This is a genomic window from Phyllobacterium bourgognense, assembly GCF_003337575.1.
GTDB lineage: Bacteria > Pseudomonadota > Alphaproteobacteria > Rhizobiales > Rhizobiaceae > Phyllobacterium > Phyllobacterium bourgognense.
This window is the reverse complement of record NZ_QPJM01000020.1, coordinates 1-16,320: the sequence shown is the minus strand read 5'-3', so window position 1 is coordinate 16,320 and position 16,320 is coordinate 1. Positions and strand designations below refer to the sequence as shown.

Annotated in this window: 16 protein-coding genes; 8 read left to right on the top strand and 8 right to left on the bottom strand. The window is 56.6% G+C overall.

Annotated elements, in window-relative coordinates:
- Positions 1-18: 18 nt before the first annotated feature.
- From C7476_RS23630 to C7476_RS23595, 8 genes are all read left to right on the top strand, one after another.
- Positions 19-969: a carbohydrate ABC transporter permease gene (locus tag C7476_RS23630; protein WP_114432330.1), complete on the top strand. Its 951-nt coding sequence runs from the start codon at positions 19-21 to the stop codon at positions 967-969.
- A gap of 12 nt (positions 970-981) precedes the next feature.
- The gene (locus tag C7476_RS23625) at positions 982-1,821 is read left to right on the top strand and encodes a carbohydrate ABC transporter permease (protein ID WP_112531782.1); all 840 of its coding nucleotides are present in this window, start codon (positions 982-984) and stop codon (positions 1,819-1,821) included.
- Positions 1,821-2,879, top strand: a complete 1,059-nt coding sequence (locus tag C7476_RS23620) for a Gfo/Idh/MocA family protein (RefSeq protein WP_114432402.1) — start codon at positions 1,821-1,823, stop codon at positions 2,877-2,879. The genes C7476_RS23625 and C7476_RS23620 overlap by 1 nt, the downstream gene beginning before the upstream one ends.
- A 28-nt stretch (positions 2,880-2,907) precedes the next feature.
- Positions 2,908-3,909 (top strand): ABC transporter ATP-binding protein, encoded by a 1,002-nt coding sequence (locus C7476_RS23615; RefSeq protein WP_114432329.1) that lies wholly within the window; start codon positions 2,908-2,910, stop codon positions 3,907-3,909.
- Between the two features lie 45 nt (positions 3,910-3,954).
- Positions 3,955-4,212 (top strand): type II toxin-antitoxin system HicA family toxin, encoded by a 258-nt coding sequence (locus tag C7476_RS23610; RefSeq protein WP_342633358.1) that lies wholly within the window; start codon positions 3,955-3,957, stop codon positions 4,210-4,212.
- Entirely contained in the window at positions 4,155-4,544 is a 390-nt protein-coding gene (locus C7476_RS23605) for a type II toxin-antitoxin system HicB family antitoxin (RefSeq protein WP_114432327.1), read from the top strand. Before C7476_RS23610 ends, C7476_RS23605 begins: the two co-directional genes overlap by 58 nt.
- 262 nt (positions 4,545-4,806) lie before the next feature.
- Positions 4,807-5,853, top strand: coding sequence for an L-glyceraldehyde 3-phosphate reductase (gene mgrA / locus C7476_RS23600; RefSeq protein ID WP_114432326.1), 1,047 nt, complete (start codon positions 4,807-4,809; stop codon positions 5,851-5,853).
- Between the two features lie 37 nt (positions 5,854-5,890).
- Positions 5,891-7,210, top strand: coding sequence for a UDP-glucose dehydrogenase family protein (locus tag C7476_RS23595; protein ID WP_114432325.1), 1,320 nt, complete (start codon positions 5,891-5,893; stop codon positions 7,208-7,210).
- 10 nt (positions 7,211-7,220) lie between these two features.
- On the opposite strand, the gene C7476_RS23590 is transcribed toward C7476_RS23595, so the two are convergent.
- The 8 genes from C7476_RS23590 to C7476_RS23555 all read right to left on the bottom strand — a co-directional run bounded on the left by C7476_RS23590 (position 7,221) and on the right by C7476_RS23555 (position 15,641).
- Entirely contained in the window at positions 7,221-7,883 is a 663-nt protein-coding gene (locus C7476_RS23590; RefSeq protein ID WP_114432324.1) for a hypothetical protein, read from the bottom strand.
- 2 nt (positions 7,884-7,885) lie between these two features.
- Complete coding sequence (locus tag C7476_RS23585; protein ID WP_114432323.1) at positions 7,886-8,944, bottom strand: hypothetical protein; 1,059 nt, start codon at positions 8,942-8,944, stop codon at positions 7,886-7,888.
- A 79-nt stretch (positions 8,945-9,023) separates the two neighbouring features.
- A complete protein-coding gene (locus tag C7476_RS23580) occupies positions 9,024-10,709 on the bottom strand; it encodes an ArnT family glycosyltransferase (protein ID WP_114432401.1) in 1,686 nt (561 codons plus the stop codon).
- A gap of 13 nt (positions 10,710-10,722) precedes the next feature.
- Positions 10,723-11,043: a lipid-A-disaccharide synthase N-terminal domain-containing protein gene (locus tag C7476_RS23575; RefSeq protein WP_114432322.1), complete on the bottom strand. Its 321-nt coding sequence runs from the start codon at positions 11,041-11,043 to the stop codon at positions 10,723-10,725.
- Positions 11,036-11,767 (bottom strand): glycosyltransferase family 2 protein, encoded by a 732-nt coding sequence (locus tag C7476_RS23570; protein ID WP_114432320.1) that lies wholly within the window; start codon positions 11,765-11,767, stop codon positions 11,036-11,038. Before C7476_RS23570 ends, C7476_RS23575 begins: the two co-directional genes overlap by 8 nt.
- Before the next feature lie 103 nt (positions 11,768-11,870).
- Complete coding sequence (locus C7476_RS23565) at positions 11,871-13,520, bottom strand: thiamine pyrophosphate-binding protein (RefSeq protein ID WP_114432319.1); 1,650 nt, start codon at positions 13,518-13,520, stop codon at positions 11,871-11,873.
- A complete protein-coding gene (locus tag C7476_RS23560; protein ID WP_114432317.1) occupies positions 13,504-14,691 on the bottom strand; it encodes a CaiB/BaiF CoA transferase family protein in 1,188 nt (395 codons plus the stop codon). The genes C7476_RS23565 and C7476_RS23560 overlap by 17 nt, the downstream gene beginning before the upstream one ends.
- Positions 14,688-15,641 (bottom strand): alpha/beta fold hydrolase, encoded by a 954-nt coding sequence (locus tag C7476_RS23555; RefSeq protein WP_114432315.1) that lies wholly within the window; start codon positions 15,639-15,641, stop codon positions 14,688-14,690. Before C7476_RS23555 ends, C7476_RS23560 begins: the two co-directional genes overlap by 4 nt.
- Positions 15,642-16,320 lie beyond the last annotated feature (679 nt).

Sequence of the window (16,320 nt, the reverse complement as noted above, 5' to 3'; positions counted from 1 at the left end):
GCAGGGGTCTCGGATTTAATGACCACAGTCGCAGAAATATCGATTGATCGAGCTGAGGACAGACACCGTCGGCGCTGGCACATTCTGGTGTTTTTGGCGCCCGCCTTGCTCGTCTATACGGCTGTGATGATCCTGCCGCTCATCGAAACGCTGCGACTTTCCCTGTTCAACGTCAAAGACAACCAGAGCATCTTCGTCGGCTTCGCCAATTTCCAGGTGCTCTTCGGCGATCCGCGTTGGGCCGCCAGTTTCTGGAATGCGCTGCGCAACAACTTCGTTTTCTTCCTGATCCACATGCTGGTGCAGAACCCAATCGGTGTGGCACTTGCCGCACTGCTGTCCGTGCCGAAGCTGCGCTTTGGTGCCTTCTATCGCACGGCGATGTTCCTGCCGACGCTTCTATCCTTCGTGATCGTTGGCTTTATCTGGAAGCTCATCTTGTCACCAATATGGGGCGTTTCGCCTTTCCTGCTCGATCTGGTTGGGTTGAAATCTCTCTTTTCGCCATGGCTCGGCAAGCCGGGCAGTGCGCTGATCGCCGTGTCGCTGATCTCGGTCTGGCAATATGTCGGTATTCCGATGATGCTGATTTATGCTGCAATGCTCAACATACCCGAGGAAGTTCTGGAAGCTGCCGAATGCGATGGCGTGACCGGATGGAGCCAGTTCTGGAAGATCAAGCTGCCGCTGATCCTGCCATCCATCGGCATCATTTCCATTCTGACTTTCGTCGGCAATTTCAATGCGTTCGATCTGGTTTATACCGTGCAGGGCGCACTCGCCGGACCGGACGGCGCGACGGATATTCTCGGTACCTTGCTCTACCGAACCTTCTTCGGTTTCCAGCTGCAGATTGGTGACAAATCCATGGGCGCGACCATTGCGACGGTGATGTTCCTCATCATCCTGTCGGGTGTCTGCCTCTACCTTTTCGCCATCCAGCGGCGTATGCGCCGCTACCAGTTCTAGGAGCAGCGATCCATGGCAAAGCCAACAGCATCGCCCGTCCGCACCGGTCTCGTTCATCTGGCGCTCATCATCTATACGCTGATCGCATTGTTTCCGGTGTTCCTGACTGTCATCAATTCGTTCAAGGACCGGAGCTCGATTTTCCGTGATCCGCTGGGTCTGCCAACGCCCTCGACGTTCAGCCTCATCGGCTATCAGACCGTTCTCGGACAGGGCGATTTTGTTCTTTATTTCCAGAACAGCTTTATCGTCACCGGTGTTTCGATCTTCTTCGTTCTGCTGTTCGGGGCAATGGCGGCCTTTGCGCTGTCGGAGTATCGCTTCCGCGGCAATACGTTGATGGGACTTTACCTCGCGCTCGGCATCATGATCCCGATCCGTTTGGGAACCGTGGCAATCTTGCAGGGCATGGTCGCGGCGGGATTGGTCAACACGCTCACCGCACTCATCCTTGTTTACACTGCTCAGGGTCTACCGCTCGCAGTCTTCATTCTCACCGAATTCATGCAGACCGTTTCGGATGATCTGAAGAATGCCGGACGCATTGACGGCCTGTCGGAATATTCGATCTTCTTCCGCCTGGTGCTACCGCTAGTGAGGCCGGCGATGGCGACCGTCGCAGTCTTTACGATGATCCCGATCTGGAACGATCTGTGGTTTCCGCTCATTCTTGCGCCGAGTGACGCCACCAAGACCGTGACGCTCGGTAGCCAAGTGTTTATTGGCCAGTTCGTCACCAACTGGAATGCAGTGCTCGCGGCGCTGACGCTGGCGATCGTCCCGGTCCTCGTTCTTTATCTTATCTTCTCGCGGCAGTTGATCCGCGGCATCACTTCGGGAGCGGTCAAATGATGGCTCAAACGCCAGTGCGTGTTCTTGTGGCGGGGCTCGGCAATATGGGCCGCAGCCATGCGCTCGCCTATCACCACAATCCCGGTTTCGAGATCGTCGGGTTGGTCAATCGCTCCGTTGTGCCCCTGCCGGAAGAACTCAGCGCCTACACGATCCATCCCTCCTTCAACGACGCACTCGCCGAGTTGAAGCCTGACCTCGTTTCCATCAACACTTATTCCGACAGCCATGCAGACTATGCGATTGCTGCCATGGAAGCGGGCGCGGATGTCTTCGTCGAAAAGCCGTTGGCTACGACGGTTGCCGATGCAGAGCGGGTCGTCGCCGCCTCCAGGAAGCACGGCCGCAAGCTCGTGATAGGCTACATCCTGCGCCACCATCCGTCCTGGATGCGGCTTATCGAAGAGGCCCGCAAGCTCGGCGGTCCTTACGTTTTCCGCATGAACCTCAATCAGCAGTCGAGTGGAGCTACCTGGGAAACGCACAAGTCGCTGATGAAGACCACGTCGCCCATCGTCGATTGCGGTGTGCATTATCTCGATGTGATGCTGCAGATCACCGACGCCAAGCCGGTTCAGGTGCGCGGCATGGGCGTGCGTCTCACCGATGAGATCGATCCGGACATGTACAATTACGGCCACCTGCAAGTGCTGTTCGATGACAACACCGTTGGTTGGTACGAGGCCGGGTGGGGCCCGATGATGTCGGAGACGGCGTTCTTCGTTAAGGATGTGATTTCGCCTAACGGTTGCGTTTCCATCGTCATGGACCAGAACGCAAAGTCGGATGACATCGATTCACACACCAAAACGTCGACTATTCGTCTGCACTCGGCAAAGCTCGGACCGGATGGCCGCTTCGCAAAGCCTGACGAGCTCTTGAGCATGGCTGGCGAACCTGGACATCAGGAACTTTGCGATCTTGAGCAGGCGTTTGTCCTCAAGGCTATCCGCGAAGATCTCGACCTCGACCGCCACATGCAGGATGCCGTGCGTTCGCTCAGCGTCTGCCTGGCAGCAGATGAAAGCGTGCGGACGGGTCAACCAGTTAATCTATGAATTTGAATCAAGAAACGGGAACAAGACATTGGGTTCTTTGAAGATTGAAAATATCCGCAAGTCCTTCGGTCAGGTCGACGTGCTGAAAGGCATCGACCTTGAGGTCAAGGATGGCGAGTTTGTGATTTTTGTCGGACCCTCCGGTTGCGGCAAATCCACATTGCTGCGGGTGATCGCGGGACTCGAGGATGCCACTTCAGGCGACATACTGATCGATGGCAAGAAAGTGAACAGCACCCCGCCTGCGAAACGTGGCATTGCCATGGTTTTCCAGACCTATGCGCTTTACCCGCACCTCTCCGTTCGCGACAATATGGGCCTCGGCTTGAAGCAGGCAGGTAAGCCAGCCGACGAAATCAAGGAGCGCATCGGGATCGCCTCGAACATGCTGTCGCTCGGTGACTATCTCGAACGCCGCCCGGCAGAACTGTCGGGTGGCCAGCGCCAGCGCGTCGCCATTGGCCGCGCCATTGTGCGCGAGCCGCAACTGTTCCTTTTCGACGAGCCGCTGTCGAACCTCGATGCTGCGCTGCGTGTCAATACGCGTATCGAGATCGCGCGTCTGCACCGGCAACTCAAGGCGACCATGATCTACGTGACGCATGATCAGGTCGAGGCGATGACACTTGCCGACAAGATCGTAGTGCTGAACCAGGGCAGGATCGAACAGGTTGGCTCGCCGATGGAGCTCTACAATTCGCCGCAGACGGTCTTTGTCGCCGGTTTTATCGGATCGCCGCAAATGAACCTGATCGACGCGACAAAGCTTGGCCAGAGCGGTGCGAAAACCATCGGCATCCGTCCAGAGCACATTCAGGTCAGCAAGACGTCCGGCGAATGGAAGGGCTCGGTGATCCATGTCGAACATCTCGGCGCCGATACGATCATCTACCTCCAGACAGACTTCGGCCCGCTGACCGTTCGCCTCTTCGGCGAGCACAATTACGATGTGGACGGTGTGCTCTATGCCACGCCGGATGCCGGCCGGACGTATCGGTTTGATGACCAGGGGCAGGTCATTAAGGGTTAGATCGCCCTTCAGCACTCCAAATTGACAGCTTTGGTCTGAGTGTGTATGATGCGCATCATGAGGAGTGCGGACATTATCCGGGAACTTGTCAAGGCAGGATGGATTTTGGATCGCATACGTGGTTCGCACCACGTTTTCAAACACCCGGATCGACCTGGTCATGTTGTTGTACCACATCCAAAGAAGGATCTGGGCATGGGTCTTGTCAGGCCATCTATAAACAGGCCGGCTTGTAGGAGGCAGATATGCGTTATCCCATCGCCATTGAACCGGGCACCGATACCAGAGCTTTCGGGGTTGTAGTTCCCGATTTACCTGGGTGCTTTTCTGCAGGCGACACCCTGGATGAAGCAATGTCCGGTGCCGAAGAGGCCGCAGCCGCATGGATCGATGCCGCTCTTGATGCCGGGGAGTCAATTCCTGCTCCTTCCGGGTTGGAGGCGCTGCGAACCAATCCTGAATATGCAGGATGGATGATTGGAGTTATCACCCTTGATCCCGCTCTTCTGGATGATACGATCGAGCGCGTGAATATAACTCTTCCCCGCCGTGTCCTGCGTCGCCTCGATGCCTTGGCTCAAGCGGCGGGAGAAAGCCGCTCGGGATATATTGCTCATCTCACTCTGGAAAATTGAGATTACAGAACAACCACTATTCATGTCATGACATCACCATGCGTATGGGGCATAGTCCGGCGCGTGTGGAGTCGCCTCCCGCGTCAATAATGTAAGAGCCCGTTTGGAAAGTCGCTGCGGTGAGGGATATGACGTGATTTTCGAGAACCGGAGCGCAGCGTACTTAAAGTACGTGAGCACCGGAAGCGCAGAAAATCGCGTCAGATGGCTGCCGCAGTAGAGTTTCAAAGCGGGCTCTAAGGACAAGAGCAGGACGAATATTATGAGCTGGACACCGGACTCCAAGCGCTACGACACCATGAAATACAACCGTTGCGGCAGGAGTGGACTCAAGCTGCCGGCCATTTCTCTTGGGCTCTGGCACAATTTTGGCAACGATACCCCGCATAATGTCAAGCAGGCGATCTGCCGTCAGGCCTTTGACCTCGGCATCACGCATTTCGATCTTGCCAATAATTACGGTCCACCTCCCGGTTCTGCGGAAGAAGCGTTCGGCGAAATCTTGCGCAATGACTTCAAGGGTTATCGCGATGAGCTGATCATCTCGTCCAAAGCAGGCTATAACATGTGGCCCGGGCCTTATGGCGAATGGGGAAGCCGCAAATATGTAATCGCCAGCTGCGATCAGAGCCTGAAACGGCTCGGCCTCGACTATGTCGACATTTTCTATTCGCACCGTTTTGATCCGGATACGCCGCTCGAAGAAACGATGATGGCGCTGGATCAAATTGTACGATCCGGTCGGGCTCAATATATCGGCCTTTCATCCTACAACTCCCATCGCACCCGCGAGGCTGCAGCGATTCTCGAAGAGCTTGGCACGCCATGCCTCATCCATCAGCCAAGTTATTCGATGATCAATCGCTGGATCGAGGAAGACGGATTGATCGATGCGCTGGAAGATCTCGGCATTGGTTCCATCGTATTCTCGCCATTGGCGCAAGGAATGCTGACAGACAAATATCTCAAGGGTGTGCCCGAAGAGAGCCGTGCGGCACAGGGCAAGTCGCTCAATCCGGATTTCCTCAACGAGCGCAACATCGAAAACATTCGTGCACTCAATGAGATCGCTTCAAAACGCGGCCAGACACTCGCGCAAATGGCAATCGCGTGGGTGCTCAGGAAGGGTCGCATCACCACCGCGCTGATTGGCGCCAGCAAGCCACAGCAGGTGATCGATTGCGTCAAGTCGCTGGATAATCTTGCATTCACAGACGCCGAGCTGGCCGAGATCGACAGCTATGCAACCGATGCGAACGTCAACCTTTGGGCAGCCTCGGCCGAACGCAAGGGCCCTGCACGCAAGTAACGCAACACGCAATGCAAGATAAGGATTGGACCGTTCAATGAAGATTGCGATGATCGGGACCGGATATGTCGGTCTGGTGTCGGGTGTCTGCTTTGCCGAATTCGGCTTTCAGGTCACTTGTGTCGATAAAAACCCGGCGATTATCGACCGATTGCAGGCTGGCGAGGTTACGATCTACGAACCCGGCCTCGATGAACTGCTGGTACGCAACGTGCGCGACGGCCGCCTGACATTCACGACTGAACTCGCCGAGACCGTCGCCGATGCCGATGTTATCTTCGTCGCGGTCGGTACACCCTCACGGCGCGGCGATGGTGAAGCTGACCTGCAATATATCCATGCGGCTGCCGATGAAATCGCTGCGGCGATGAAGCCGAACGCTGTCATCGTCATCAAATCGACTGTGGTCGTAGGTACCAACGCCGATGTGCGTGCCCGTATCGCCAAGGCGCGGCCCGAAGTGCCGTTCTCGATGGTCTCCAATCCGGAATTCCTGCGCGAAGGCTCGGCCGTCGAAGACTTCCTGCGGCCAGATCGCGTCGTGGTCGGCGTTCATGATGATGCCGGTGCAGCGGCCATGAAGCGCGTCTATCGTCCGCTCTATCTGCGCGAAACACCGATGATCGTCACGACGCTGGAAAATGCCGAGATCATCAAATACGCAGCCAACGCCTTCCTGGCCATGAAGGTCACGTTCATAAACGAAGTGGCTGACCTATGCGAAAAGGCTGGAGGGAACGTGCAGGACGTGGCACGGGCCATCGGCATGGACAACCGCATTGGATCGAAGTTCCTGCATGCAGGGCCGGGATTTGGCGGGTCGTGTTTCCCGAAGGATACACGTGCCTATGCGGCGACCGGACGCAAGGTCAATGCACCTCAAACCCTTATCGAGCAGGTCGTCACCGTCAATGAACAGCGCAAGCGTTCCATGGCCGAGCGGGTGATCGAAGCAGCGCGGCGCACCGGGGCGAAATCCGTTGCCGTACTTGGCATTGCCTTCAAGCCCAACACGGACGACATTCGCGAGTCGCCGGCACTCGACATTATTCCAGCCCTGCAGAAGGCGGGTTTGAGTGTGCGAGCGCACGATCCTGAGGCACGCGAGGCCGCAGAGTCTCTCCTGCACGATGTCACCTGGTGCAAGTCTGCCTACGAAGCTGTCGACGGGGCAGGGATCACACTCTTGCTGACCGAATGGAATGCCTATCGGGCACTCGACCTTAAGCGGGTCTCTACGCTGATGAGCAGCAATCTCCTGTTCGATCTGCGCAACGTCTTCAACGCGCAGGACCTTGAAGGCTCTGGCCTGGAATACCACTCTGTCGGACGACCGCTGGTGGGGAAGGGCGGCTAGCCGCTCGACGCTAGCCGTCCCGCAATTCCAATGGAAATGGCGTTCGCTCCCAGATTTTTTCGATCTTGTAGGTTTTGACAGTGATCGCCTCCCATTCATGGAGAATTCGGGCGATTTCGGCTCGATCTCCAGCCAAAAGCGCTGGGTAGAACTCCGGCGAAAGTCGATCCACATGCTCAGCTACCGACCTATTTTTCTGCAAAAAGCTCAGTGCAATATCGAATTCCCCTTTCATGGCTGGTATCAATACCTCGAAAAGTTCAATCGTTGTCGAGCTGACCTCTGGCACCGTCATGGCAGAGAGAAAGGCAAAATAATCGTCCAGACTTGCGATGGCATAGAGCTCCGGCAGAGCGCCCTCGATTATGTCCAGCATTTGCGCGATTATGTCTGGCTTGCTCATCGTCCAGCCGTACTTCCTGATGTATTCGCCATAGTGGGCTTGCCTGAACCGCAGGCCCCAGCCAAGAGCTCTGATTTCCGTTTTAGGGACAAGCAATTGCACTGAAATGTTCGGAACGAAGACACTCGGATCTATAGAGCTTCCAATATAGAAACCGCGCAGCAAGTGCTGCACGGGCTTGATGAAGACGAATCGTCCCGTGGAGATCAGATCGTTCCGCCGCTCGATGAGCGGGCGCACTGCATCACGTACGTCTTTGATGGTGGTCATGATTATCTCCTGATGGAACCGGCACTTGGCTTGATCTGGATGACAAAGAACTCCTTTGTCTTGGGATAGGTCTTTGCGGTTGAATGGGCAAAATTCCCCATCCGCGTAAGATCAAGCTCTTTTATTCCTGTCTTGAAATCGTAGATGCAAGTCAGATCGCTCCTGACTGTCTCATGAACATCGAGCCCTAGTGATCCTTTTTCCCTGGTTCCGACTTTGTCTCGGTAGTAGTCGGATGGAGCGCCGGCCAGTGGAGCCATAAGAAATAGTTCTGCTTTCAAAGTGCTGTCGTTTAAGCCGTTCACCATATTTGCCGCACGCAGGTGAAACTGGGTTCCATAGTTTTGGGGTGTTCCATAGGAACCAATGGGGCCCATCGTCGATGCAACATTGTCCGCTATAGTTTGTATAGTCCAGTATCTGGGGCAAAACTTGCTGACCGTATCCATATCCACCGCGCGAACGCTCGCCCAGATTTTGGTATCGGAATCGCCCTTGCTGAATTGCCTTGCGCGCAGCGAAAGGATTGGCACGACATAAGGGTCATTGACAGCGGCAATTGTATTGTATTGCTCAACTGCGTCCGCTAGCGGGTATTCAAGTTCAGGTGCTTTCAGGAACGAAAGTAGCGCCTTGGCAGAACGGACAACGGGATTGTTTCTGACAATGGCCCTCAGTGGAGTTTCGCGGTCGATCCGCTGTCCGAGTTGCTCGGTCCGTTTTATCCATGAGCTGCTCTGCGGGCTCGAACTACTCTGCGCCAATGTGGCGCCCGCGGTGATTGGATCAATCCCACCCTGGCCGTCCGTCCATTGCCCCCCGTCAGAATTTCCAGCAGGCACGCGGGGTTGATCTGGGTCGAATTTGAGGAAGAGGTCAAGTTCGTCCAAAAACTCAAGTTGCTTGTAGAGAAAATCCTGCTTCTGTTGCAGGGGCAGATTGTCCTGCTTGGCTTGCGCCGCTGAGCACCCGCGTCTTGGTGTTCTCAAGCGAGAATCGTTGGCTCTTATCTGCCATAGCAGCTTGTGGTAGGCCGGGCTTTCCTTGGGTGATCGATGCATGAATACGGTCCTTTCGAAAGGACTATATTCCTATGATGAAACAGAGCCGTCAATTCGACATTAGTCGCAAGTCAATCGATTATTGCACGGCCTTGTACAGCGTAATGGTCGTCTTGCGGCCCTTGCTGTAGTTGATGCCGCTGACAGTCCCGACTGCGGCAACCGACTTCTCGCCCTGCGGCAGAGCCTTGATGAAGGTGTCGTGTTCGCGTTCGTCGACTGCTGAAATCGCACAGGCCGGATGGTCGACGAGATGCTTGGCTGCTCCGGCACCGTCGGTGAGGACCGTCTTCGTACCGGCAAGAAACACCAGGCTCGGCTCGGCATAGCTGGCAGAAGCCAGTACGCTGTTGTCGCACGGCTTGGCAGCATTGAACGCATTGGCAACGGCTGGGCTGAGCCAGATCGGCGTGAGCGCCGGAACGACGCCCCATGTAAGCAGCGTGAGCGTAATAATCGCAAAGGTTGCAGAGGCTTGCAGCGCGCGCTTGAGATTCTGATTCAACACAAGACCGCTGGCAAAGACACCGGCGGCAGCTGCCGTAAAGAAGGCAATGATCCCCGGAAACGAAAATGATCCGGTCATGACGTAGGGCAGGACAAGCCCCGCGCCCATGAAGCCTAGTGTCGCAGCGGCAAGGCCAAGAAGCGTCAGCCGCTCGACCCAGATTTGCCAGCGGCCGCGATAGGGCTGGGCGGCGACGCCGGTGTCGATGGCCCAAGCCATCATCAACAGCAGGGCCGGGTAAGCGGGCAGGATATAGTGGGGCAACTTTGTTGGGATAAGCTCGGTTACCAGCCAGAATGGGATGTACCAGGCAGTCAGGAAAGCAAGGCGTGGATCCTCACGCAGCCGGCTCAACGCCTGCAGACCGCCGCGAATAGCGAGCACGCCAAATGGCCAGATGAACGCGACGAAGATCAGGGCGAAATAGCCTGGCGGCGCGCCGTGGCTTTCCTGCGCATCGCCAACCTTCGACAGGAAATCCTTGTTGACGGATTCGTTGAAGAAGGCACCGCCGCTTTTCAGCGTGATCAGGATGAGCCATGGCAGCACGATTGCAAGCAGGATGAGGATACCGCTTAATGGCTTCAGGCGTTTCAGCCATCGCCACTCGCGGTAGAAAAGGCTGAGAGAGCCCATCGTCAAAAGGCTGACAAAGGGCGTGATCGGGCCTTTGATCAACACACCGGCTGCCGTTGCCACCCAGAAGATCACTGCTGGTGCCCATTTGGCTGCGGCCTGCTTGCGGCTTGCCATCCAGATCGATGCGAGCGCACCCTGTGCGATGACGACAGTCGCCAGCACCGTTGCGTCGGTCTTTGCCACCCGGGCCTCGAAACCAAGCATGACGATTGCTGCAAGAGCGACACCGGCCATAAGGCCGGCGCTTTGGCCAAAAAGGAATGCTCCCAGAGCAGCCGTGCCGAGCACAGCAATCGTAGCGCCGGCCACAGAGACTAGCCGGTAGACCCATACCGGCGCATCGTTATTGTAGCCTGTGAGCTTGAGCGCGGCGCTCTGCAGCCAGTAAATGCCAACCGGCTTCTTGTAGCGCGATGCATCTTGAAAGCGGATGTCGACATAGTCGCCGCTTTCAGCCATCTGGTGCGTCGCCTGGACGTATCGTGCTTCATCCCGATCCAAAGGCGGTATCGAGGCGATGCCGGGTACGAAGGAGACGAGGCAGATGAAAACCAGCAGCAAATAATGGCTGGCGCGAAGTTTTGTGCCACCGCCGGGAACGAGGTCCGAAGAGGTCATCAACATCGCTTACTCACGTGTCCAGCGTCATCGCCTTCTTCTCATTCGCGATAAGCCAGAGATTGCGAATATAGACAATAAGCCCGAGACCCTGACCAGCAATGAACACCGGATCCTTGCGCACAACTGCGTAGACGAAAAGCAGCATGCCGCCGAACAGCGAGAAGAACCAGAACGTCACCGGTACGACGCTGCGCTTGGCGCGTTCGGAGGCAATCCACTGCACGACGAAACGCATGGTGAAACAGCCCTGCGCAAAAAAGCCCAGCAGAATCCAGGCGTCGAATTGGGCCACGAAAACCGAGTGCAGCCAATTGGTAATAGCATCAGCCATGACTGATCTCCGTAATCGTTGGGACGGTCTTGCGGCGCTTGCGCAGCCACCAGACGCCATAAAGGTCGAGGACACCGCGCAGACCGCGATCGAGAATGCCGTAGTTCGATTTGCCGTGACGGCGTTCGCGATCGAGGACATCGACATGCACGACGCCATAGCCTTCACGGATCACCAATGCAGGCAAATAGCGGTGCCAGCCATCGAAGAAAGGCAATTCGCGGAAAAGCTGGGTATGCAGTGCCTTGAGGCCGCAGCCGCTGTCGCGCGTATTGTCCTTCAGGATCGCGCTGCGCAGCTTATTGGCATATTTTGATGCGAACTGCTTCAGTTTCGTGTCGGTACGCTTTAGACGCTGCCCGGCTGCGATCCCGATTGCCGGACCGGCCTGCAGCAGTGCATCGGCGAGCCGCGGCAGATAGGCAGGGTTGTTCTGTCCGTCGCCATCCATGGTGACCACGACCTTACCCCTTGCCGCGAATACGCCGGAGCGAACGGCCGCACTTTGCCCCGCAGACTTGTCATGACGAATGTGGCGCAGAGGCTTCCCCGCCTTGATCCGCTCGCCCAATGCTTCACCCGTCATGTCGGTAGAGCCATCGTCGACCACGATCACTTCGTAGCTGCGGCCTTCCATGGCTGCATCCACTTCATCGAGGAGAAAGGCTAGATTGGCGGCCTCGTTGCGGCACGGAATGACGATCGTAATTGCCGGATTGCTCAAGTTGCAAGCTTTCGTAGTGGGACTTCAGGCGCGCTCCATAACATCGAAAGCGCCGCCGTGCCATCCTCATTTGCATTACGAAGCTGTAATGCCAACCCTTCGGTCAACGCTTGTTGCGAATGTCGGAGAGAGTCTTCGCCGGTGTAATCGCTTCGGGATCGAGACGAATTTCAATGATCGCCGGCTTGCCGCTTTCGACGGCCCGTTGCCATGCTCCTTCGAATTCCTCCGTGGCGTCCACGGTCTCACCATGGCCGCCATAGGCCCGGGCAAGCATGGCAAAATCCGGATTGGTGAGATCCGTTGCGGATACCCGCCCGGGATATTCGCGCTCCTGATGCATACGAATCGTCCCATAGATGTTGTTGTTGATGACGAGCACGATAATCGGCAGGTTGTATTGTACTGCCGTCGCAAAATCCTGGCCGTTCATCAGGAAGCATCCGTCGCCGGCAAAGCAGACGACCGTTCGCTCTGGATAAAGCTGTTTTGCAGCAACCGCCGCCGGGAGGCCATAGCCCATCGATCCCGATGTCGGAGCCGCCTGTGTGCCAAAGCGGCGGAATCGATGGAAGCGATGCAGCCATGTGGCATAGTTGCCTGCGCCATTGGTCATGATCGCATCCTCAGGCAGCACGCTCTCAAGATAGGAGATGATTGGTCCCATCGCGACCTTGCCCGGTCCGGTCTTCGGCGGTGTCGACCAGGCGAGATAGGATTTGTGCGCATTCTCCGCTTCCCCCGGCCAGTTGATATGGGACGGCGGTGCAAGATGTTCGACAGCTTCGGCAAACATGTCAGGTGCCGAGTTTATCGCGAGGCTTGGGCGATATACCCGTCCAAGTTCATCCGCGTCTGGATGCACGTGGATCAGAGTCTGCTTGGGATAAGGGCTGTCTATCAGCGTGTAGCCGGACGACGGCATCTCGCCGAAACGCCCGCCAATCAGCAGCAACACGTCGGCTTCTTTCACGCGCGCCGCCAAAGCCGGATTGATACCGATCCCGACGTCGCCAGCATAATTCGGATGCAGATGATCGAACAGCATCTGCCGGCGGAAGGAGCAGCCGACGGGGAGGTGCCATTTCTCGGCAAAGCGCGTAATCGACTGGACTGCGTTTTCATTCCAGCGCGACCCACCCAGGATCACGAAAGGCCGTGTTGCGCCCTGAAGAAGATCGGCGAGCTTTTCGATACTGGCCGGAGAAGGACCCGTCTCGACCGGCTGCCAGCCCTGAGCCGCCACTGCTTCGACCTTGTCGGTCAGCATGTCTTCCGGCAAGGCCAGCACGACAGGTCCTGGGCGCCCCGAGGTCGCGACCGAAAATGCTCGCGTGACGAATTCCGGAATGCGCCGCGCATCGTCGATTTCTGCCACCCATTTCGCTGTATCGGCAAAGAAGCGGCGGTACTCGACTTCCTGAAAGGCCTCGCGCTCACGTGCGTCGCGTTGCACCTGGCCAATGAAAAGGATCAGTGGCGTCGAATCCTGCTTGGCGATGTGGATTCCGGGGGAGGCATTGGTTGCGCCTGGACCACGTGTGACAAAGCAGATGCCTGGCTTGCCTGTGAGCTTTCCCCAGGCGTCCGCCATCATCGTGGCTCCGCCTTCGGCCCGGCAAACGGTGACGCCTATCTTTGCGTCGTAAAGCGCGTCGAGCACCGCAAGATAGCTTTCACCCGGCACGCAAAACAACCGCTCGACGCCATTAGCAGCCAAAGCCTCGACGATCAATTCACCGCCCGTTTTCATTGGATATATCCTTCAGTTCTTCGAGTATTTCAGCGCTGTGCTCGCCAAGACGTGGCGAAGGCCGTTGATAGGAAAGCGGGGTTTTCGACATGACGATCGGCGTGCGCACCGAAGGTATGGTGCTGCCGTGACCATCGTCGAGGTCAAGCCGCAATTGCCGTGACACGATCTGCGGATCGTTGAACATCTCGCCGATCTGGTTGATCGGGCCAGCGGGAACAGCATTTCGGGAACAGGCATCGAGCAACTCGGCGCGAGTACGTTTCTGCGTTTCGACCCGGATCAGGTCCGTCAGTGCTCCACGATTTTCCAGTCGTGCCCGATTGGTCAGGAAGCGAGGATCGCTGGCGAGATTTGTCAACCCGACAATGCCGCAAAACCGGGCGAACTGCCCGTCATTGCCGACGGCCAGGATCATGTGACCGTCTGATGTCGGTACGACTTCGTAAGGCGAAATATTCGGGTGCGCGTTGCCCATGCGGTGCGGACTCTTGCCCGTCGCAAGATAGTTCATCGCCTGGTTGGCCATGACAGCGGACTGCACGTCGAACAGGGCCATATCGATCATCTGGCCTTCGCCTGTCTTCCCGGCATTGGCCAGCGCTGCCTGAATGGCGATAACGGAATAGAGCCCGGTGAAGACGTCGGCGACCGCGAGGCCAACCTTTTGCGGCTCGCGGTCGGGTTCGCCGGTAACCGACATCAGCCCGGACATGCCCTGAATGATGAAGTCATAGCCCGCCTGGGCTGCGTACGGACCGTCCTGACCAAAGCCTGTGATCGAACAATAGACGAGACGCGGATTGTCGGCGCTCAAAGATGCGTAGTCGAGGCCGTACTTCTTCAGGCCGCCTACCTTGAAATTTTCGAGCACGACATCTGCCGTACGGCAGAGTGCCTTGACCGTTTCCGGTCCCTCCTTGGTCGTGAAATCCAAGGTAATCGAACGCTTGCCACGGTTGCATGAGTGAAAATAGGCGGCATCGAGATTTTCGCCCTCGCTGCTCGCGATGAACGGCGGTCCCCACCCACGCGTTTCGTCCCCTCCGGCAGGGTTTTCCACCTTGATGACATCGGCGCCAAGGTCGGCGAGAACCTGTCCGGCCCATGGCCCGGCCAGAACGCGAGCGAGTTCGATGACGCGCACACCCTTCAGAGGAGCATCAGTCATATTTCAAGCACTCTCGTTCGTTTCGAAACCGTTCCCCTCGCCCAATCCGCAAAATCCCGCATGATTACCTCCCTGTTGATCTCGTTGAGGCCTTCATGCCGTGTACCCTCGTAGATCTTGGTTGTGACATTGGAAAATCCAAGTTGTTTCATTCTGCGTTCAAGCTGCCTGACAGCTTTGCCCTTCTCGGTGGCCGGATCTTCGGCACCGCCGACGAGATTGAATGGTAAGTCGCGAGGGACGTTGGCCAACAGCGAATTATTTGCACCGGTGAAGATGAGGTCGAAAATATCGCGCCACATACTCACTGTCGGGTTCCAGCCGGATAACGGGTCGGCAAGATAGGCATCTACTTCGTCAGGGTCACGCGATAACCAGTCAGACGCCGTACGGGGGGTTGCAACATTGCGGCCCCACTGCTGGAAGGTGAATTTCGGTAGCATCATACTTGGAACGTCCGATCCTAAAAACATGCGCTCGGCGCGCAGGACTCCTTGCGCGATCCGGCCGAGAAGTCCGGTGGAGAAATTGGCGTTCCAGATCGCCGCTGCGTCCACTTTATTTGCATGCTTCAGCACGTAGTTCATTGCGATCAATCCGCCGAGAGAATGCCCAAACAGGATCATGGGAAGGTCGGGATGACGCTTGCTGGCAAGGCCGTTGATGGCATCGACGTCGTCCAGAAGATGCATGACCCCGTCGCTTTGCGCAAATCGTCCTGCCGGAGCGCCAGTTGCTTTGGTAAGCCCATGTCCGCGATGATCGTGAGCATAGACGTGAAAACGTTGTCCGTTCAAGAATCGGGCAAACCGCGCATAGCGCAGGGAATGTTCACTGACGCCGTGACTAATCTGGACGATGGCGTGCGCCTGACCCTCGGCCGCGGAAAACCGCATCGCAAGTTTTGCCCCTGTCGCGCTTGCAATCGTTTCTACGTCCTCGAATGCCATTCTCTGCCTCCCGTCGCAGTTGAAGTGGTGGCGCACGAATAGTCAATGCGCAATAAATTCCGATAAAATCCGCTTAATTTTCTTCGTTCCTGCACAATAAATAATCATGAAAAAACATATGCAATTTTATTTTGCAAAGGCTCTTGCAATCGATAAAAACTTGCCTCAGAACTTCACTCCGAAAGAGACTGAAATGCGCGATTGTTATAAACGCAACAACCGCAGGCACTCGGTTTCTACCAGTTATATGGCCGTTCAGGGGAGAAGAGGACGCTCCCCGAATGCGGCACCAGAGGGGAAACCGGGTGACGGAAATATCCGCGCCCGGTTTCGCTCGTTTTGGATGTCCGGATGGCAATGATGCTGCTGTGCGTGGTCCATCAAATCTCTCATTCGGATTTTTGGCAAAGGCACTGTGCGTGGTTCGACAAGCTCACCATGAGGGAGGTAGAGTGTTGCAACGACAATCGCCAACATTGCAGAATCCCCCCTGCAACCCACCCACCTCCCTCATGGTGAGCCTCATCCTGAGCCTGTCGAAGGGCGCAGCAGCATTGCCATCCGGCAAATCACCACCCTTCAACGCACCCCGATCAACCTCCGAACAAAAATAATCGTGGCCACTTATCCACGCTCCCCGAACCTGGGCTATCCTATGCCCGTCCTTTCCATGGGGAGC

Excerpts from the sequence above, each read along its gene's own strand:
- C7476_RS23630 (WP_114432330.1), top strand. The coding sequence starts at position 19 with ATGACCACAGTCGCAGAAATATCGATTGATCGAGCTGAGGACAGACAC.
- C7476_RS23625 (WP_112531782.1), top strand. The coding sequence starts at position 982 with ATGGCAAAGCCAACAGCATCGCCCGTCCGCACCGGTCTCGTTCATCTG.
- C7476_RS23620 (WP_114432402.1), top strand. The coding sequence starts at position 1,821 with ATGGCTCAAACGCCAGTGCGTGTTCTTGTGGCGGGGCTCGGCAATATG.
- C7476_RS23610 (WP_342633358.1), top strand. The coding sequence starts at position 3,955 with ATGATGCGCATCATGAGGAGTGCGGACATTATCCGGGAACTTGTCAAG.
- C7476_RS23605 (WP_114432327.1), top strand. The coding sequence starts at position 4,155 with ATGCGTTATCCCATCGCCATTGAACCGGGCACCGATACCAGAGCTTTC.
- mgrA (WP_114432326.1), top strand. The coding sequence starts at position 4,807 with ATGAGCTGGACACCGGACTCCAAGCGCTACGACACCATGAAATACAAC.
- C7476_RS23595 (WP_114432325.1), top strand. The coding sequence starts at position 5,891 with ATGAAGATTGCGATGATCGGGACCGGATATGTCGGTCTGGTGTCGGGT.
- C7476_RS23590 (WP_114432324.1), bottom strand. The coding sequence starts at position 7,883 with ATGACCACCATCAAAGACGTACGTGATGCAGTGCGCCCGCTCATCGAG.
- C7476_RS23585 (WP_114432323.1), bottom strand. The coding sequence starts at position 8,944 with ATGCATCGATCACCCAAGGAAAGCCCGGCCTACCACAAGCTGCTATGG.
- C7476_RS23580 (WP_114432401.1), bottom strand. The coding sequence starts at position 10,709 with ATGACCTCTTCGGACCTCGTTCCCGGCGGTGGCACAAAACTTCGCGCC.
- C7476_RS23575 (WP_114432322.1), bottom strand. The coding sequence starts at position 11,043 with ATGGCTGATGCTATTACCAATTGGCTGCACTCGGTTTTCGTGGCCCAA.
- C7476_RS23565 (WP_114432319.1), bottom strand. The coding sequence starts at position 13,520 with ATGAAAACGGGCGGTGAATTGATCGTCGAGGCTTTGGCTGCTAATGGC.
- C7476_RS23560 (WP_114432317.1), bottom strand. The coding sequence starts at position 14,691 with ATGACTGATGCTCCTCTGAAGGGTGTGCGCGTCATCGAACTCGCTCGC.
- C7476_RS23555 (WP_114432315.1), bottom strand. The coding sequence starts at position 15,641 with ATGGCATTCGAGGACGTAGAAACGATTGCAAGCGCGACAGGGGCAAAA.